The 16,518-nt window shown below is 58.4% G+C and carries 14 protein-coding genes; all 14 read left to right on the plus strand.

Going from position 1 to position 16,518, the window contains the following annotated elements; translation table 11 throughout:
- The first annotated feature begins 3 nt into the window (after positions 1-3).
- The 14 genes from wbpA (at position 4) to ABD654_RS07085 (ending at position 16,304) form a co-directional block, all read left to right on the plus strand.
- Complete coding sequence (wbpA, locus tag ABD654_RS07020) at positions 4-1,317, plus strand: UDP-N-acetyl-D-glucosamine 6-dehydrogenase (RefSeq protein ID WP_344703648.1); 1,314 nt, start codon at positions 4-6, stop codon at positions 1,315-1,317.
- A gap of 13 nt (positions 1,318-1,330) precedes the next feature.
- Positions 1,331-2,278 carry a Gfo/Idh/MocA family oxidoreductase gene (locus ABD654_RS07025; RefSeq protein WP_344703650.1) on the plus strand — a complete coding sequence of 316 codons (948 nt, stop codon included), beginning with the start codon at positions 1,331-1,333 and terminating at the stop codon, positions 2,276-2,278.
- A 19-nt stretch (positions 2,279-2,297) separates the two neighbouring features.
- Complete coding sequence (locus ABD654_RS07030; RefSeq protein ID WP_344703652.1) at positions 2,298-2,867, plus strand: acyltransferase; 570 nt, start codon at positions 2,298-2,300, stop codon at positions 2,865-2,867.
- Positions 2,868-2,871: 4 nt separating this feature from the next.
- Positions 2,872-4,926, plus strand: coding sequence for a hypothetical protein (locus ABD654_RS07035; protein ID WP_344703654.1), 2,055 nt, complete (start codon positions 2,872-2,874; stop codon positions 4,924-4,926).
- On the plus strand, positions 4,923-5,978 hold the full coding sequence (locus tag ABD654_RS07040; RefSeq protein ID WP_344703656.1) for a ComEC/Rec2 family competence protein: 1,056 nt from the start codon (positions 4,923-4,925) through the stop codon (positions 5,976-5,978). The genes ABD654_RS07035 and ABD654_RS07040 overlap by 4 nt, the downstream gene beginning before the upstream one ends.
- A 28-nt stretch (positions 5,979-6,006) precedes the next feature.
- Complete coding sequence (locus tag ABD654_RS07045; protein ID WP_425552740.1) at positions 6,007-7,161, plus strand: DegT/DnrJ/EryC1/StrS family aminotransferase; 1,155 nt, start codon at positions 6,007-6,009, stop codon at positions 7,159-7,161.
- A 45-nt stretch (positions 7,162-7,206) separates the two neighbouring features.
- Positions 7,207-8,652 carry a lipopolysaccharide biosynthesis protein gene (locus ABD654_RS07050; protein WP_344703660.1) on the plus strand — a complete coding sequence of 482 codons (1,446 nt, stop codon included), beginning with the start codon at positions 7,207-7,209 and terminating at the stop codon, positions 8,650-8,652.
- Positions 8,652-10,238 (plus strand): asparagine synthase-related protein, encoded by a 1,587-nt coding sequence (locus ABD654_RS07055; protein WP_344703662.1) that lies wholly within the window; start codon positions 8,652-8,654, stop codon positions 10,236-10,238. The genes ABD654_RS07050 and ABD654_RS07055 overlap by 1 nt, the downstream gene beginning before the upstream one ends.
- 78 nt (positions 10,239-10,316) lie before the next feature.
- Positions 10,317-10,826: an acyltransferase gene (locus ABD654_RS07060; protein ID WP_344703664.1), complete on the plus strand. Its 510-nt coding sequence runs from the start codon at positions 10,317-10,319 to the stop codon at positions 10,824-10,826.
- Positions 10,827-10,829: 3 nt separating this feature from the next.
- Positions 10,830-11,792, plus strand: a complete 963-nt coding sequence (locus tag ABD654_RS07065) for a sulfotransferase (RefSeq protein WP_344703666.1) — start codon at positions 10,830-10,832, stop codon at positions 11,790-11,792.
- Entirely contained in the window at positions 11,789-12,733 is a 945-nt protein-coding gene (locus ABD654_RS07070) for a GNAT family N-acetyltransferase (protein ID WP_344703668.1), read from the plus strand. Before ABD654_RS07065 ends, ABD654_RS07070 begins: the two co-directional genes overlap by 4 nt.
- Before the next feature lie 39 nt (positions 12,734-12,772).
- A complete protein-coding gene (locus ABD654_RS07075; RefSeq protein ID WP_344703670.1) occupies positions 12,773-14,389 on the plus strand; it encodes a hypothetical protein in 1,617 nt (538 codons plus the stop codon).
- 158 nt (positions 14,390-14,547) lie between these two features.
- The gene (locus ABD654_RS07080; protein ID WP_344703672.1) at positions 14,548-15,861 is read left to right on the plus strand and encodes an AAA family ATPase; all 1,314 of its coding nucleotides are present in this window, start codon (positions 14,548-14,550) and stop codon (positions 15,859-15,861) included.
- A 2-nt stretch (positions 15,862-15,863) separates the two neighbouring features.
- Positions 15,864-16,304 (plus strand): hypothetical protein, encoded by a 441-nt coding sequence (locus tag ABD654_RS07085; protein ID WP_344703674.1) that lies wholly within the window; start codon positions 15,864-15,866, stop codon positions 16,302-16,304.
- Positions 16,305-16,518 lie beyond the last annotated feature (214 nt).

Raw genomic sequence — 16,518 nt, forward strand, 5'->3', positions numbered from 1 at the left:
CAAATGGGCAATGAAAAAACGCAGCTGGTTAACAAGCTGCAGTCGCAAGAAGCAGTCATCGGCATCGTCGGTCTGGGCTATGTTGGCTTGCCGCTGATGCTGCGCTACAGCGCCATCGGCTATCGCGTGCTGGGCTTCGATATTGATCAGGAAAAAATCGACACGCTCAACGGCGGTCAGAGCTATATCGAACACATCCCCACTGACAAGGTCGCCGCTGCGACAAAAAGCGGCTTCACGGCCACCGCGGACTTCAGCCGTATCGCAGAGGCTGACGCGGTCATCCTTTGCGTACCCACGCCGCTCAATAAGTACCGCGAGCCGGACATGAGCTTCGTGCTCAGCACTATGAATGCCCTCAAGCCCCACCTGCGCGCCGGCCAGGTCGTTTCGCTGGAAAGCACCACCTATCCGGGTACCACCGAAGAAGAGCTGCTGCCCCGGGTGGAAGAAAGCGGGCAGACTGTGGGGGAGAGCATCTTCCTGGTTTACTCACCCGAGCGCGAAGACCCCGGCAACGGCGACTTTGAAACGCATACCATTCCCAAGGTAGTCGGCGGGCATACGCCGGCGTGCCGCGAGGTAGGCGTAGCACTCTACGCCCCGGCCATTGATCGTATTGTGCCGGTCACCTCCACCAAGGCGGCAGAGATGACCAAGCTGCTGGAGAACATCCACCGCGCGGTGAACATCGGCCTGGTCAACGAAATGAAGGTCGTCGCCGATCGCATGGGCATCGACATTTTCGAAGTGATCGACGCCGCTGCCACCAAGCCCTTCGGCTTCACGCCCTACTACCCCGGCCCGGGTCTGGGCGGGCACTGCATCCCCATCGACCCCTTCTATCTGACCTGGAAAGCGCGCGAATACGGCCTGCACACACGCTTCATCGAGCTCTCGGGCGAGGTCAATCGCGCCATGCCGGAATACGTGGTGGGCAAGCTGATGGACGGGCTTAACGGCCACGGCAAGGCGCTAAAAGGCAGCCGCGTGCTGGTGCTGGGCATCGCCTACAAAAAGAACGTGGACGATATGCGCGAGTCCCCGTCAGTGGAAATCATGGAACTGATCAAGGCCAAAGGTGCTGAGGTCGCCTATAGCGATCCGCACGTGCCGGTCTTTCCCGAGATGCGCGAGCACCACTTCGAGCTAAGCAGCGTCGAAGCATCGGCAGAAAATCTGGCGGAGTTCGATGCCGTGGTGCTGGCCACCAATCACGACCGCTTTGATATCGAACTGATCAAACGCCACGCGCCGCTGATTATCGACAGCCGCGGCACTTACCGCGAGCCCGCCGCCCACATCATTAAAGCGTAAGGTTAGAATCTCCATGAAGAACTTTGCTCTGATCGGCGCCGCCGGTTACATCGCCCCACGGCACATGAAAGCCATCAAGGAAACCGGCAACCACCTGACCGTTGGCTATGACATCAACGACTCGGTCGGGATTATTGATTCCATCTCGCCCCAGAGCGAATTCTTCACCGAATTCGAACGCTTTCAGGAGCATGCCTGGCAGCTCAAGCGCGACCCGGCCACCACGCTGGACTACGTCGCGGTATGCTCGCCCAACCACTTGCATCATGCCCATATTGCCGCCGGCCTGCGCCTGGGCTGCGATGTCATTTGCGAAAAACCGCTGGTGCCCACACCCGAACTTCTGGACGAGCTGGCGCTGGTCGAAAAGGAAACCGGCCGGCGAGTCTACAATATTCTGCAGCTGCGTCATCACCAGGCAATTATCGACCTCCAGCAGAAAGTAGCGCAGGAGCAGCGCAGCGACAAGCACGAGGTGGAGCTGACTTATATCACCTCCCGCGGCAAATGGTACGTGGAAAGCTGGAAAGGCGACCCGCGCCGGTCCTTCGGCGTAGCTACCAATATTGGTGTACATTTTTTCGACATGCTGCACTTCATCTTCGGCGACCTGCAGAAGAGCGTGCTGCACTACGCCAGCAACACCAAAGCGGCCGGCTATCTGGAATACGAAAAAGCCCGAGTCCCGTGGTTTCTCTCCATCGATGCCAGCGACCTGCCGGAAGAGGTCAAGGGCAAACAGCCCACCTTCCGCTCCATTACCGTAGACGGCGAGGCCATCGAGTTCTCCAGCGGCTTTACCGACCTGCACACGGTCAGCTATCAGGAAATCCTGGCCGGGCGCGGCTACGGCATGAACGAGGTCCGCCACTGCATCGAAACCGTCAATACGTTGCGTAACGCCCAGCCGCAGAAGCCCGAGACAGGCGAAGCCCATCCCTTCCTCAACAAGCTGGTGTGAGATGAGCAACTCGAACGTAATGATTCATGATTCCGCCATCGTCGATGAAGGCGCCCAAATTGGCGACGGCTCTCGGGTCTGGCACTTTGTCCACGTATGCGGAGGCGCTCGCATTGGCAAGGGGGTGTCCCTGGGCCAAAACGTCTTCGTCGGCAACAGGGTGCTCATCGGTGACCACTGCAAGGTGCAGAACAACGTCTCGGTCTACGACAACGTAACCCTCGAAGAAGGCGTCTTCTGCGGCCCCAGCATGGTGTTCACCAACGTCTATAACCCCCGCTCGCTGGTCGAGCGCAAGGACGAATACCGCGATACGCTGGTGAAAAAAGGCGCCTCGCTGGGCGCCAACTGCACCATCGTCTGCGGCATCACCATCGGCGAATACGCCTTTGTCGGCGCCGGCGCCGTTGTCAACCGCAGCGTGCCGGCTTACGCTCTCATGGTAGGCGTCCCGGCCAAACAGATCGGCTGGATGAGCGAACACGGCGAACAGCTGGCGCTGCCGCTCACCGGCCGGGGTGAAACCGTCTGTCAGCAAACGGGCGCCACCTATGTGTTACAGGATGGGGTTATTCTGAAAAGGGAGTAAAGGCATGCAGCAGCTTCCTGAAGCCGTTGGTCTAGAGCAGGATCTCATCACGGATCTTGAATCTGCACGCGGATCCGCTCGGCTGTGGCAAATACAGGGCTCCCCTTTCGCCGGCAAGAGCAGCCTTCTCAGGGGGTTGGCAATCACACTGCGTGACAAGGGCCAATCACCGATTCTCGTGCAGCCTCCGGCCAGAGCCGCAGATGCCGGCGTGATGGCCATGGTGGAGGTCGCGGTAGGCCTGCATAGCCATGGGCATATCGGCACAGACAAGCTAGCGCTGATACGCAGCGACGAAAAAAGCTGGCTGGATAAGCTCGAGGCGCTGAAGAGCTGGCTGGAAGACAGCGCTGAAGGTGTAGTGCTGCTCTGCGACGAGCCGGAACACTGGCACTCTTCCGCAGAGGAAGACACAGATCACTTTCGTCAGCAGGCCAGCGCTGTGATTGACTGGCTGCTGCGCGCCCCCTGCCACCGAGTGGTTACCGGTGCCGTGGAAAGCGGTATCAGAAGCCACCGTAGCTGGCACCTCAAGGCCGCTTCAAATGCCCGCGACTGGCTGCACGAAAGTAGCGATTGGGGCGCCCTGGCAGACACCGCGCAAGCGCTGGCAAGGAGTGGCGTACGCAATCTGGAAAGTCGCTCGCCGCTGGAAGTCCGCCTTTTGCTGGCGCTTGCGGAAGCCATAACGGTAGACGCCGCCGTGCGCTGGTGGGGACAAGGCAAACCGCGCCGCGAACTCTCGCGCAAGCTGGTGGAAGCGCTGCAAGGGCATCCGGCCATGGACGCCGTTTTGCCGGCTTGGGGCCGCATCAGCCTGTCACGGCGGCCCCTGGGCAACGCCGAGCTGGATGTACTGGATGCGCCAAAGGCGGCAAGCCGAGCGGGGGCGCTGTTGCGCTACTGCCTGATGTATCCCGAGGCGCAGGGCTACCGCTTGCACGAGCTGCTCAAGGCCGACGCCCGCGACAACGCCTACTGGCTTTCTGCCAGGGAGCGTCATAGCGCTCACCGGCAGCTGTATGATCGTTATTGCCAGCGTTTCGAGCAGCGCAATGCCGACGACGCCATGCTGCTGATAGAAGAGTGCGAGGCTTTCCACCACGCTATGCATACCAACGACGTAGCGCTTATGCAGCGGGCGCGCCCGTATTTTGCCACCCAGCTGGATATCGTCGGACGGCTTCTCTCAAGAGAGCGCCGCGAGTACCGCCGGGCAGCCGAGGTGTTCCAGCGTGCTCATCGTTGGGAGCCGCATGATGCCTATGCGCATCACTACCAGGCCTATAACCTGGACATTCTCGCCGAGCAGAGTGTCACGGTCGAAGCGCATTACCGGCGCGCGATCGAGCTGGAGCCGGACAACGTCTGGTGGCATTCGCGCTGGATCAGCTACCTGATCACACGCGGGCGCGCGCAGCAAACGCACAATGCCTGGCTGGAAGTGCTCGATCAGTTCGGGCTTCCCGACGTCGATATCACGCCATCGGTCTACAAGCACCTGCATACCTGGATCGGGCGCCTGTTGCTTCATCGTGGGCAGCTCGACATGGCCGACGAGGTGCTGCAAGGAATACCTGACAGCATTATTCAGAGCGAACCGGGCCTGCAGGCGCTGAAACGACGCCTGACAGCCCTACTCCAGGCGCGCCGGGGAGAAGCCTTCTTCCCCTTTTCCATCGCCCCGGACACCCAGTGGAACGGGCCTCACCTCGCCCCCTCCCGGCAGGGAGAGCGACCCTTGGACCACTGGCTGCCCGGGCGAGTGGATGCCGTTTCCGAGGATGAAGTCGTCCTTCACGTTGCCGAGCCTCCGCGGCAGGACGAAAGGCCGCAGGCGGGCACCATCGAGATGGCGACGCACCAGTTCAACGCCTGCTCGGAAGATACCACCGCCGAGCGGCTACAGGCAGGGCAGTTTGTCGAGCTTGCCTGGTATGCCGACCAAGAGATGCCGCTGATCCGCGTACATCCGGCCCACGAGCTCCACGATCCCGATCTGCCGCCTCTGTTTCCGGACCCGGCGCGCTACCTGCGCCGCTCGGGCTGGGTGACATGAAGCTCCGCGACGATCTGTTTTATCTGATTGTGTTTGGCCCGGGTTTTGGCGAGAGCATCGTGCTGCGCACCCCGGAAACCGGCTGGGTCGTGGTAGACGGCTGTCGCCTGCCGGGAGCAGGAGAAGGCCAGAGCCCGGCCGTAAAATTGCTCCAGCAACATGAGGCGCAGTGGTCGGCTGTCGTACTGACTCACCCGCATCTGGATCATGCGTCTGGCCTGGATGATGTGCTGGCGCACGGCGGCAACGGGCCGATTGGGTGTTATCCGCATCCGCTTGGTCTGCCCCAAAGCGGCAATACGGCCGACGATCCGGAAGCTGCTTATCGCGCGGGCAGCGTGGAGCAGGTCCTGGCCGCCATTCACGACTGCTGGGAGCAGAACCCGGAAACGCGCTGGGAAATAAAGCGTGACACATCCAGGACAGTTGGCCCTCTGCGCCTGACCGCCCTGCACCCCGATAGCAACGCCGTTCGGCAAGCCGAGGTTTCAGGTAACCGTAACCGGCTATCCACGGTGCTGCTGGCAGAGTGGAAAAACTGCCGATTGCTGTTGGGAGCGGACGCGGAAGCCACGGACTGGGCCAGTATCGCCGAAGAATACCCCGATCTGGCGGCCCATACGGCGCTCAAATATCCGCATCACGGGTCAGCCGGCGCCTGGCATGCTGCCTATGCCACGGAAAATGACGGCGCGGCCACCTGGCTGATGACGCCTTATAACCGTGGCCATAAACTCCCACGATTTGAAGACGGACAAGGTCTGCATCGCGCGCTTATGGCTCATGCTCCGATCCATCTGACTGGCCTTCCAGCTCGGCACGACTTGCAGCGCCGGACACCTTTCGAAACCACTCGCCAGGCGCTGCGAGACGGCCATGCGCCGCAGGCCGCCACCAAGTCGCTGCCGGGCGGTTTCAACATGACGATAAAACCGCAGGCTACCGCGTTCGAGGGCTTTGTGGCCGCAGGCTTCGATGCGGACGGCAACCTGATCGACCTTCAGCGCGGTGCCGGAGCGGTCACTATCAACGAGGAGACATCGAGTGCGTAACGAGACAGGCGTTTCCAGCCAGTCCCCTATTGCCTTTATTGATCTGGCCGCCCAGCAGGCGCGCATCAAAGATGAGATCGACGCCGGCATTCAGCGGGTGCTCGCCCACGGCAAGTACATCCTCGGCCCCGAAGTCACCGAGCTGGAAGAAAAACTCGCCGCCTACACCGGCGCCAGGTACTGCATTAGCTGCGCCAACGGCACCGATGCCCTGCAGATCGCCCAGATGGCGCTGGGCATCGGCCCCGGCGACGAGGTCATTACCCCCGGCTTTACCTATATTGCCACCGCGGAAACCGTCGCCATGCTGGGCGCCAAACCGGTCTACGTGGATATCGATCCGCGTACCTACAACCTCGACCCCGCCGGGCTGGAAGCCGCCATTACCCCGCGCACCAAAGCGATTATTCCGGTCTCGCTGTACGGCCAGTGCGCCGACATGGACGCCATCAACGCCGTTGCCGAAAAACACGGCATCCCGGTGATTGAAGACGCCGCCCAAAGCTTCGGCGCCATCTACAAGGGTCGTCAGTCGGGTAATCTCAGTACCATCGGCATTACCAGCTTCTTCCCCAGCAAGCCGCTGGGCTGCTACGGCGACGGCGGCGCGTTGTTTACCAGCGACGACGAGCTGGCAACAATCATGCGCCAGATTGCCCGCCACGGGCAGGACAGGCGCTACCACCACCGTCGCGTGGGCGTAAACAGCCGGCTGGATACCCTGCAGGCCGCCATCCTGCTGCCCAAGCTGGACATCTTCGACGAGGAACTCGCGCTCCGCCAACAGGTCGCCGAGCGCTACACCCAGTTGATTCTTGCCACGGAAACCACGGAAGATACAGAAAAAAATAGCCTGAGCCCTTCCGTGCCTTTCAGTGGATTCTGTGGCAAAAAGTTTATAACGCCCTACGTGGAGCCCCACAACACCAGCGCCTGGGCGCAGTACACCCTTCGCGTGGATAATCGCGAGGAGGTACAAACTAAATTAAAAGAAGCCGGCATTCCCACGGCGGTGCACTACCCGATACCGCTGAACCAGCAGCCCGCGGTGGCGGATACGGCGGCACAGCTACCCGAAGGCGATCGGGCAGCGCAGCAGGTGATCTCGCTGCCGATGCATCCCTACCTTGAGAGCGACGATCAGCGCGCCATCGCAACCGCGCTGCGCGGCGTAGCGGAATAACGACCCCATGCACCTGATCATCATATATTCGGGGAACCTGCCGTCATGACCCTGGCATCGCTCAAGGCGCGGGCCGTACGGCTACTGCCCAATAACGCCTTCGCCCGCAGCGTCAGCGTTCTGGTTGGCGGCACCGCCGGCGCCCAGCTACTGATGGTGCTGGCATCGCCGCTATTGACGCGCCTGTACACGCCCGACGACTTCGGGCTGCTGGCCGTTTATGCCGGCCTGCTGGGCGTTCTCGCCGTCATTGCCAGCCTGCGCTATGAACTGGCGATTCCGCTGCCGGAAAGCGATCAGGACGCCGCCAGCATCGTCGTGCTTTCGCTGCTGTCGGTTCTGGGCGTTACGCTGATTACCGCAGTACTCGTACTGATGGCAGGAGACTCCATCGCGTCTGTACTCGGCGTGCCGCAGCTGGCAGGTTTGCTGTGGCTGCTGCCGCTCGGGGTGTTGCTGCAGGGGTGCTACAAGGTCTTTAACTACTGGGCGATACGCACCAAACAGTTCCCGCTTATCGCCAAGACGCGCTTACGGCAAACGCTGGGCACGCTTGCCATCCAGCTGCTCGGCGCCGAGGCCGGTAGCATATCGCTGCTTGGCGGTCAGGCAACGGGCCAGGGCGTTGGCAGCATCACCCTGGCGCGCGCCGCGCTGCAGCGCCCCGAGCTGCGCCGCTGGCGCTGGCGGGATGTGTGGCACTCGGCTAAGCGCTACCGGGATTTTCCGCTTTTCTCGACCTGGGGGGGCTTCTTCAATAGTGCCGGCCAGCAGCTGCCGCCGTTACTTTTCGCCTCACTGTTCAGTGCCGGTGCCGCCGGCCTTTATGCGCTAGCTCATCGCGTACTGACCCTGCCGATGTCGATTGTGGGGCAGGCCGTGGGCAACGTGTTTTTTTCCAGTGCCGCCGAGGCCTACCGCGAAGGGCGCTTGGGGCCGCTCGTCAGCAACGTACACGAGAAACTGGCACAGATCGCCATGCCCCCGGCACTCGTGCTGATCGTGATAGGCCCCGACCTGTTTGCCCTGGTGTTCGGTGAGCAATGGCGCAGTGCGGGCGACTTTGCACGCTGGATGGCCCCTTGGCTCTATATGGTCTTTATTACCTCGCCGCTGAGCACCCTGTTTTCCGTAATGGAAAAACAGGCGCAAGGGTTATTGTTTCAGGTCATTTTACTGCTGGCGCGGGTGGTTGCCATCACGCTGGGCGCCTGGCAGGAAAACCTGATAGTCGCCGTCATGCTGTTTTCCGGCGCCAGTGCCCTCTGCTGGGTGGGCTTTCTCGCCTGGATCACCCGTATCACGGGTAATACAAAAGGCATGATGCTACGGCCTGCTGCCAGCACCTTCTTCGTATCCCTGGCTTCAGTGGCGCCTTTATGGCTAGGCACTCATTGGCCGACATTCAGCGTTATATGGTGGCTGCTGGCGATGGCGACAGCCGGCTTGATGGCTATTCATTATTGGCGTCTATTTCGTAAGGCATTTTGATGGCACAGATAAAGACACACTTTGGTTCTCCGCGCTGGCAGCATGCAACTACCTCACCGGAGCAATACTACGCGCAATGCGGCCGCATCTGGCAGGATGTCGACACCCTTCAACAGGCACTCACGCTGAATGCATTTAGCCAGGCGCTGACAGAACTCAACGGTTTTTACGCCGTTGTGCAGCAGCAGCCCGGGAAGTTGTTCGCTGCCGTCGATCACATCCGCTCGATACCGCTATTTTATGGGCAGCGTGACGCTACAGTTTTCCTCTCCGACGAGGCCGAATGGGTTCGCCAGCAAGTCGGCGATGAAGTAATGGACGACCTGGCTCGAGAAGAATTCCAACTGACAGGCTACGTCACGGGCCCAGACACGCTCTTTCCCAACGTCAAACAGCTCCAGGCCGGCGAATGTTTGATGATCACGGAACATTCAAATGCGCCCACCGTCGAGACACAGCGCTACTATCGTTTCTTGCATACCGAACCGCAGGATTATGACAAGGCCTTGCTCGAAGACCAGCTGGACCGTATCGCAGTAGCCAGCATTCAGCGTTTGATTGACCATGCCGACGGTCGTCAAATTGTCGTACCGCTCAGCGGCGGATACGACTCGCGCCTTATCGTATCGCTACTCAAACGTCTGGGCTATGAAAATATTCTTACCTTTACCTACGGCGTCCCCGGCAACAAGGAGTCCCGATACAGCAAACGGGTAGCGGACGCTCTGGGCCTGCGCTGGCATTTCGTGGAATACAGCAACGAACTGTGGCGCCAAGCCTGGGAAAGCGAAGCGCGCTGGCAGTACCAGAAATGGGGGTCGGGGTGGACCAGTGTGGCTGTGGTTCAGGACTGGCTGGCGGTCAAGATCATGAAAGAAAAAAGCGTGATCGATAGCGACGCCGTTTTCGTACCCGGGCATGGTGGCTTTGTCGCAGGAAGCCACATTCCCGATGCCGCCTTTACCGGCGAGGCGCTGGACCTTGACGATGTCTGCCACGCTCTTTTTCAAGGGCATTACAACTTAGCGCCTGCTGACCTCTTCACGACCCAAGTAAGCAGCTGGAAAACAAGAATCAAGGAAAAAGCCGAAGCAACAGAAATAAAAACGGCATGGCAATACGCGGATGCCTATGAAAAGTGGGAGTGGCAGGAACGTCAGGCAAAGTTTATTTGTAATTCGGTAAGAGTTTATGAGTTTTTTGGCTACGACTGGTGGATGCCGCTCTGGGACAAGGAGTTCGTCGATTTTTGGCAGGATGTGCCCTTGGCGTTAAGAAAACATAAGGCATGGTGCATAGGATATATAAAAAAATCTTACAATGAGCAAGCAACAGATAAAATTGAAAATTTGGGTAACGCATCCAAAAGTCCTATTGCTCATATAAAAAAGAAAGCATCCAAGATACCATTCGCCAGAAAAGCATACTCTTGTATCAAGCTAAAAAAACAAAACCAACACCCGCTAGCATTGTATGGCCGTCACGACGAAAAAGAGCATAAGAGTCTAATCGAGAAGGGTGTTTCTATTGTGGGACTTAATGCTCACGACTTTTTGAATCACCCTGAAAATAAAGATAAAAGTTAATTCATTAAGCGGTGTCTTATACGCTCCATAGTATCCATTAAGCTTGACATAAGCTTTTTTGGTAATTAAAGGTAAAGTATGTTGAGAAAAATATTGTCTTTTTTGGGAGGGGATGGGTTTGGTAATCCAAGCTTCAAAGCGATACTTCTCTTAAAGCATTTTTGTATTCAGAAGATGCTGCGTATAAACCATCTTGCTGGCTGGCCTGTGCATTGGACTTCTAAGGTTATAAGCCCTGAAAAAATTGAAAGAGGGACGAGATGTCCTGGACTAAGCATGGGTTGTCATATTGATGGAAGAAACGGCATAAATTTTGGAAAAAACGTATGGATTGGCCCAAGAGTTTCGATTATATCGATGAACCACAACCCTAATAACTATCATCATTATATTGAAGGTGGCCCAGTCATTATTGGTGATAATTGTTGGCTGGGGGCAAACGCAGTGATATTGCCGGAAGTGAAAATAGGTGAGCATACGATTGTTGCGGCGGGATCAGTCGTAACCAAATCCTTTCCGGACAGCAACCAACTGTTAGCGGGAGTTCCTGCCAAGGTCGTCAAAAAGCTTGATGACTACAAGGGGTAAGGAATGAGGATAATAACCTTTCTATCAAAAATACGGAGAAAAATCTTAGCTCTCCTCTTAAGATTTCTCTCTCCCGCTATCAGAATTTGGGAAAACCATTTTTTTCATTCCGATAAAAAGACAGAGCATCCGCCTGTCTTCATCATCGGTGCGCCTCGAACCGGCTCTACCATTCTCTACCAGGCATTAACCAATGCCTATCAGTTTGCCTATATCGACAACACGGCCTGTGCGTGGCATCGCAACCTGCGTTTTGGTTTATGGCTGAGCCGGAGAAAATACGGCGATGCCCCTCACGATAACTTCAAGGCCGAGCACGGCAACACGAGCAATTTTGGCGGCCATGCCCCCAGCGAATGCGGGCAGTTCTGGTATCGGTGGCTGCCGAAAGACCGCCACTTTATCGACCACCATGAGGTGACGCCCAAGATGGTGGCCGAGATTCGCCGGGAAGTGTTGGGTGCTTCTGCCTGCCTACAGCGCCCGTTACTCTTCAAGAACCTGAACGCCGGCCAGCGGCTGCGGCTGATTCACCAGGCCTTCCCCGATGCCAAGATAATTTTTGTCCGCCGCGATCCCAGGTTCGTCATTCGCTCCATACGCAAGGCCCGGCAAAAAACCGGAACTCGGGCAGGCCAGTGGTGGAGCATCATGCCACCGAATGTGGATGACCTGCTGGCCCTGCCTGAAGGCGCCATGTGTGCCGCCCAGGCTTATTACCTGGAAGAGCAGATAGACAAGGATTTGATGTCCTTCCCCGAGGAAAACGTACAAAGGGTCCACTATCAGGACTTTGATGACAAACTAATACACCGCCTCGGTGCATGGTGCAACGTTGCTCCTCGGGAAGGCGGGGAACTACCCGCTTTTCACCATGACGACCCGCACAATTTGCCGCGGCAAGAGCGTGAAGCACTGGCAAGCCTGGCAGAACAATACCCGTTCAAGAAGGAACTTTTCGTTTGAAGGATATCTATCGCGCCCTGTGCCAAACCGAACCCACCATCCCCCTGTTCTCCCAGGCCTGGTGGCTGGATGCGGTAGCCGGTGATAGCTGGGATGTGGTGCTGGCAACCAAGGGCGAGCAGGTCATCGGAGCATTGCCCTACGTGACACGGCAAAAGGGAAGGCTGACCCTACTGACTCAGCCGCCGCTCACGCAAACGCTGGGTCCTTGGGTGCGCCCGAGTCAAAAGTCTTACCCCAAGCGGCTGGCATACGAAAAAGATGTGCTGGGAGCGCTGGCCGACCAGCTGCCGCGCTACCACCACTACGCGCAGAACTGGCACTGCGGCTGCCAGAACTGGCTGCCCTTTTACTGGCGCGGCTTCGAGCAAACAACGCGCTATACCTACCGCCTGCCCATGCAGGAAGAAGAGCAGCTATGGAAGGGGCTGCAAGAGAATATCCGACGCGAAATACGTAAAGCTACAAACAAGCTCGACGTTACCGTGCGGGAAGGCACGCTGGACGAACTTCTGGCCCTCAATGAGATGACGTTTGTCCGGCAGAACCGCTCTGCCCCTTACAGCCGCGATTTTGTTAAGAGGCTCGACGCCGCCGCCGCGGCGCGCGATGCCCGCGACTGCCTGGTCGCCGAAGATGCTCAAGGCAGGCTGCATGCCGGCGCCTATATTGTCCGCAGCGTCAACACCGCCTATTACCTGATGGGCGGCGGCGACCCGGAGCTGCGCAGCAGCGGCGCGACTAGCTTGGTGCTGTGGGAAGCCCTCTGCCGGCAGCCAGAAGCTGTAGAGGTTTTCGACTTTGAAGGCTCCATGATCGAGCCGATCGAGCGCTTTTTCCGCGCGTTCGGCGCCGTACAAACCCCCTATTTCGCCGTCAGCCACACCCCGTCGCGCGTCCTGCGACTGGCGATGGCCGTGCGTTCACTGCTGAAGAAGTAGCGGCCGCAGCGGGCCTTCTCTCCCGGGTTGCATTGATTCATGGATACCGTTCTCTCAGCACCCAAGCCGCAAGGCGTGGACGACTGGCTGTGCGATGTAGCAGGCCAGGAAACCTTCTACACCGCACTGTCTCGCCATCTCGCCAAGCAGCTTACGCGGCAGGCGAGCGGCGTGAGTTTGGCCGACGCCGAGGCCTTTATCGACGCCGGGCTTTACCACGCCCGCCAGCGCGACGAGGCCTCGGACGATAGGCTGATGTCACTGGACGCGCCGGAAGACGAAGCCGTCGCCCCATCGATCAGCCTGTTCGAGCTGGATCTCGACTTCGCCCGCCGGCAAACCCCGCTGATTGTTCGCGCTATCCACTTCCCAGCCTGCGACGAACGCCTTGGGTATGATTATGCGGCGCTGCTGAGACTGTTCCCTGCGCTGTACTTTATTGATTGCCATTTTACCTGCGAGCCGCTATCGCTGGGATATAGCACCCATAGCCGCTTTGAAGACTGCACGTTTGACCTGCCCTGGCGAGTAGAAGACGGCAGCGGCCCGGGGCAGGATCACGTGCTGTTTGATCGCTGTCGGTTTGAGCAAGGGATAGCCATTCAAGGCAACGAACTGGGGCAGTCGCCGATTGACAGCGCCCTGGCCTTCTTTCGCGACGGCGTGATTCGTGGGTGCCTTTGCCTGCAGAACATGGCGACCGACATCCCCGTTTTTGCCAATACCCTGGCCGAAAAAACGCAGATCGATCGAATAGCGCTCGAGCACTGCGAGCTCGGCGGCCGCTTTACACTCGCCAACACCGGCCCCATTACCGATATCTCGTTCAACAGCACCGTGTTTCTGGACAAGTTCGCGCTGATCCACTGCCCGGTTGGCCGCTTCAGCGCCAAAAATGTCAACTTCGAAGGCCTGGCGGATTTCTACCAGTCTACCTTTGAGAGCTTTTTGGTTCGCAAGTCGATTTTTCGTGATTTCGCCGGCTTTGAAGATTGCCGCTTTGGCGCCGCGGACAAGAGCGGTGGGCGTATCACGCTGCGCTATGTCAGCTTCTACAGCTTTACCAATTTTCGCAGCGCGACGTTTCACCTTCCCCTCGACCTGCGCAGCACCAACCGCCGCGAGCCGCCCAACTTTCTCGATGCGACCTTCAGTCCGCACGCGCGCAAGAGCACCGATCGGGAAACGTTTCGCATCATCAAACACTCATTCGAGGCGGTGGGCAACCGCATAGAGGCCAACGCCTATTTCGCCCACGAGATGGAAGCCTACCGCCGGGAGCTAAGCGAAGCGGCCCGCCGCGACGGCCGTCACAAGCGTTTCTGGGAGCGCCTGCTGGTCTCGCTCAATTTCGTCCTCTCGCGCCACGGGCAAAGCTACTGGCAGCCGCTACTGGGCGTGTTTGCTTGTGCCGGTGTAATTGCCTTGCAGCAGGCCAACTGGCATCGAGGCTGGCTGACCTGGCCCGCCGCCACGCCCGACGTTATCCCGGCGCTGGGCGCCACGCTGAACGCCTGGGCCAGCGGCATGGTCATCTTTCGCCCGCTATACGCCGCCTTTCCCGGGCAGGAAGCGTTCATCCTGCTGATGGCGGTACTGCTTTCCACCTGCCTTTGGCATTTTCTGGTCGCCTCCCGGCGGCACCATCGGCGTTAGACGTATCATCCGCGGCCACACCCGCCTTAATGGCGAAAAACGCTGTGTCATAACAAAAAACTGGTGTAAGATCGCCGTCGATCCGCTGCCGGTGTGGGACAAGCGCAAACATGGCGCGCTACTTGCCGGCTTTGGCCCGACTTTAAAGGTATACCGCTATGCTGGTCAGTTTCTCGGTGGAAAACGTCCTGTCGTTTCAGGAAGGGCAAGCCCTGCGCATGGAAGCCGTGAGCCGTGGCAAGGACGACATCAATCCGCTGAACGCTTTCCCGGCACCGGGAAACGATCACACCCGGCTGCTGAAAAGCGCGCTGATCTTTGGTGCCAATGCCAGCGGCAAGTCCAATTTCATCCGCGCGCTGTCCCTGTTTCGGCGTATTGTCCTGCATAGTCAGGCGGCACTCGAGGAGCACGACACCCCTACCGGTCACGTTCTTCCGTTTTTACTGGCCCGGGAAAGCGCGCAACAGCCCTCCGTCATGGAAGTGGTTTTCTACGAAGCCGGCATCCGCTACCGCTATGGCCTGGAAATACAGGCCGGCCGCGTCGTGGGCGAATGGCTGTTTTATACCCCCAGCGCCCGGGAAACCATGCTCTTCAACCGCGAAGGCCAAGAGGTTGAGTACAATAAGCAGGGCTTTGCCGAGGCGGCGCCGTTTGTCAAGGAAGGCAGGGTCCAGCAAACGCGAGACAGCGTTCCCTTTGTCGCGTTGCTGGCCAGCCACGACGGCAAGCATTCGCAACACCTGGTGCGCTGGGTGAACCGCCTCGCCGTCATCAGCGGCACCCAGGAACAGGGCTACATGGGCTTCACCATTGAGCTAATGAAGAAAGACGCCGAGTTCAAGGCCTGGCTGCTGGAGATTCTCGACTATTTTCAGATCGCCGACCTCAACGTTGTGGAAGTCGAAATGCCCGAAGTAGGGTTGGATGTACCCGACGACCAGGTAGAGCTACAGAACCTTCTGTCGTCGTTGAACCGCCTGTCCAAAAAGCAGAAATCACAAAGCCTCAAGGTCACCAAGCGCGTTGTCGCCGGGGAAGAAACGACCCGCATGGAGTTTCCGCTGTCGTTCGAGTCGGAAGGCACCAAAAAGCTGATTCATTTGCTGGGCCCCATTTACGACTCGATAAAAAACAAGCGCATTCTGGTGATCGATGAACTGGAAGCCAAGTTTCATACGCTTCTCACCCGTTTCTTGTTTCGCATCTATCATCAGAAAAATGCGTCAGGCAGCCAAATCATCGCCGCAGCGCACGACACCAGCCTGATGGCTACCGAGGACTTTCGTCGCGATCAGATCTGGTTCGTCGATAAGGACTCCCGAGGCAGCAGCGAGCTCTACTCTCTGGTGGAATTCAAGGAACGCGCCCGGCAGCTCAAGGCCCACTATGGTCGGGACTATCTCGCTGGTGCCTTTGGCGCCGTATCGCTTTTCGAGCGCGTTGAAAATATCGAAGAGATGATGTAGCCATGGCCGCGAAGAAACGCAAAGCGATGGCGGGCGGCAAACGGGCCACGGAAACCCGCGAGCCCAGAGCTACCGAAAAGCCCTGCGTTCTGTTCAGTTTCAAACATTTCCATGATGCTGACGATACCGGGCAGTCGCTGTCGAACTGGGCAGAAGACAACCCCGGCCAGCTTGCCGGCCTGCTGCAAAAAATGGCCCATATCAGCCAGCAGACGGTGCCAGAGGCCCGCCAGGACACGACGCTCACGCTTTACGGCCGCTTCCCCGAGTCGGCCAACACCGACTTTGCCTGCCCCCGCCACCTTCAAGGTCAGAAAAACTGGGGCGTGATACGCAACATCGGCGGGCAGAAGCCACGAGCCGCCGGCTTCTTGCAGGGCAACATCTTCTACGTGGTGTTTCTGGATAAGCACCACCAATTCTACAAAAGCAGCCGACGCTAGCGTCTGCGCAACGGACTACCAGCCTGGCTGCCTATCGGCTTTGGCGCATAGGGTGGCTAACTTTAGCCGCATGACGTTATGGATTCGGAAAAACTTTTGAAGAGACTTCAGCCCGGCTTATTCATGAGGCTGGCTTGAAAATAAAGATGGCGAGGGGTTTCTCTTGTAGAATCAGGATGTTCCAGCCAGAACTTGATTCAAGAGGACCTCTCGC

Origin of the sequence: Halomonas cibimaris (assembly GCF_039537045.1) — a bacterium.
Lineage (GTDB): Bacteria > Pseudomonadota > Gammaproteobacteria > Pseudomonadales > Halomonadaceae > Vreelandella > Vreelandella cibimaris.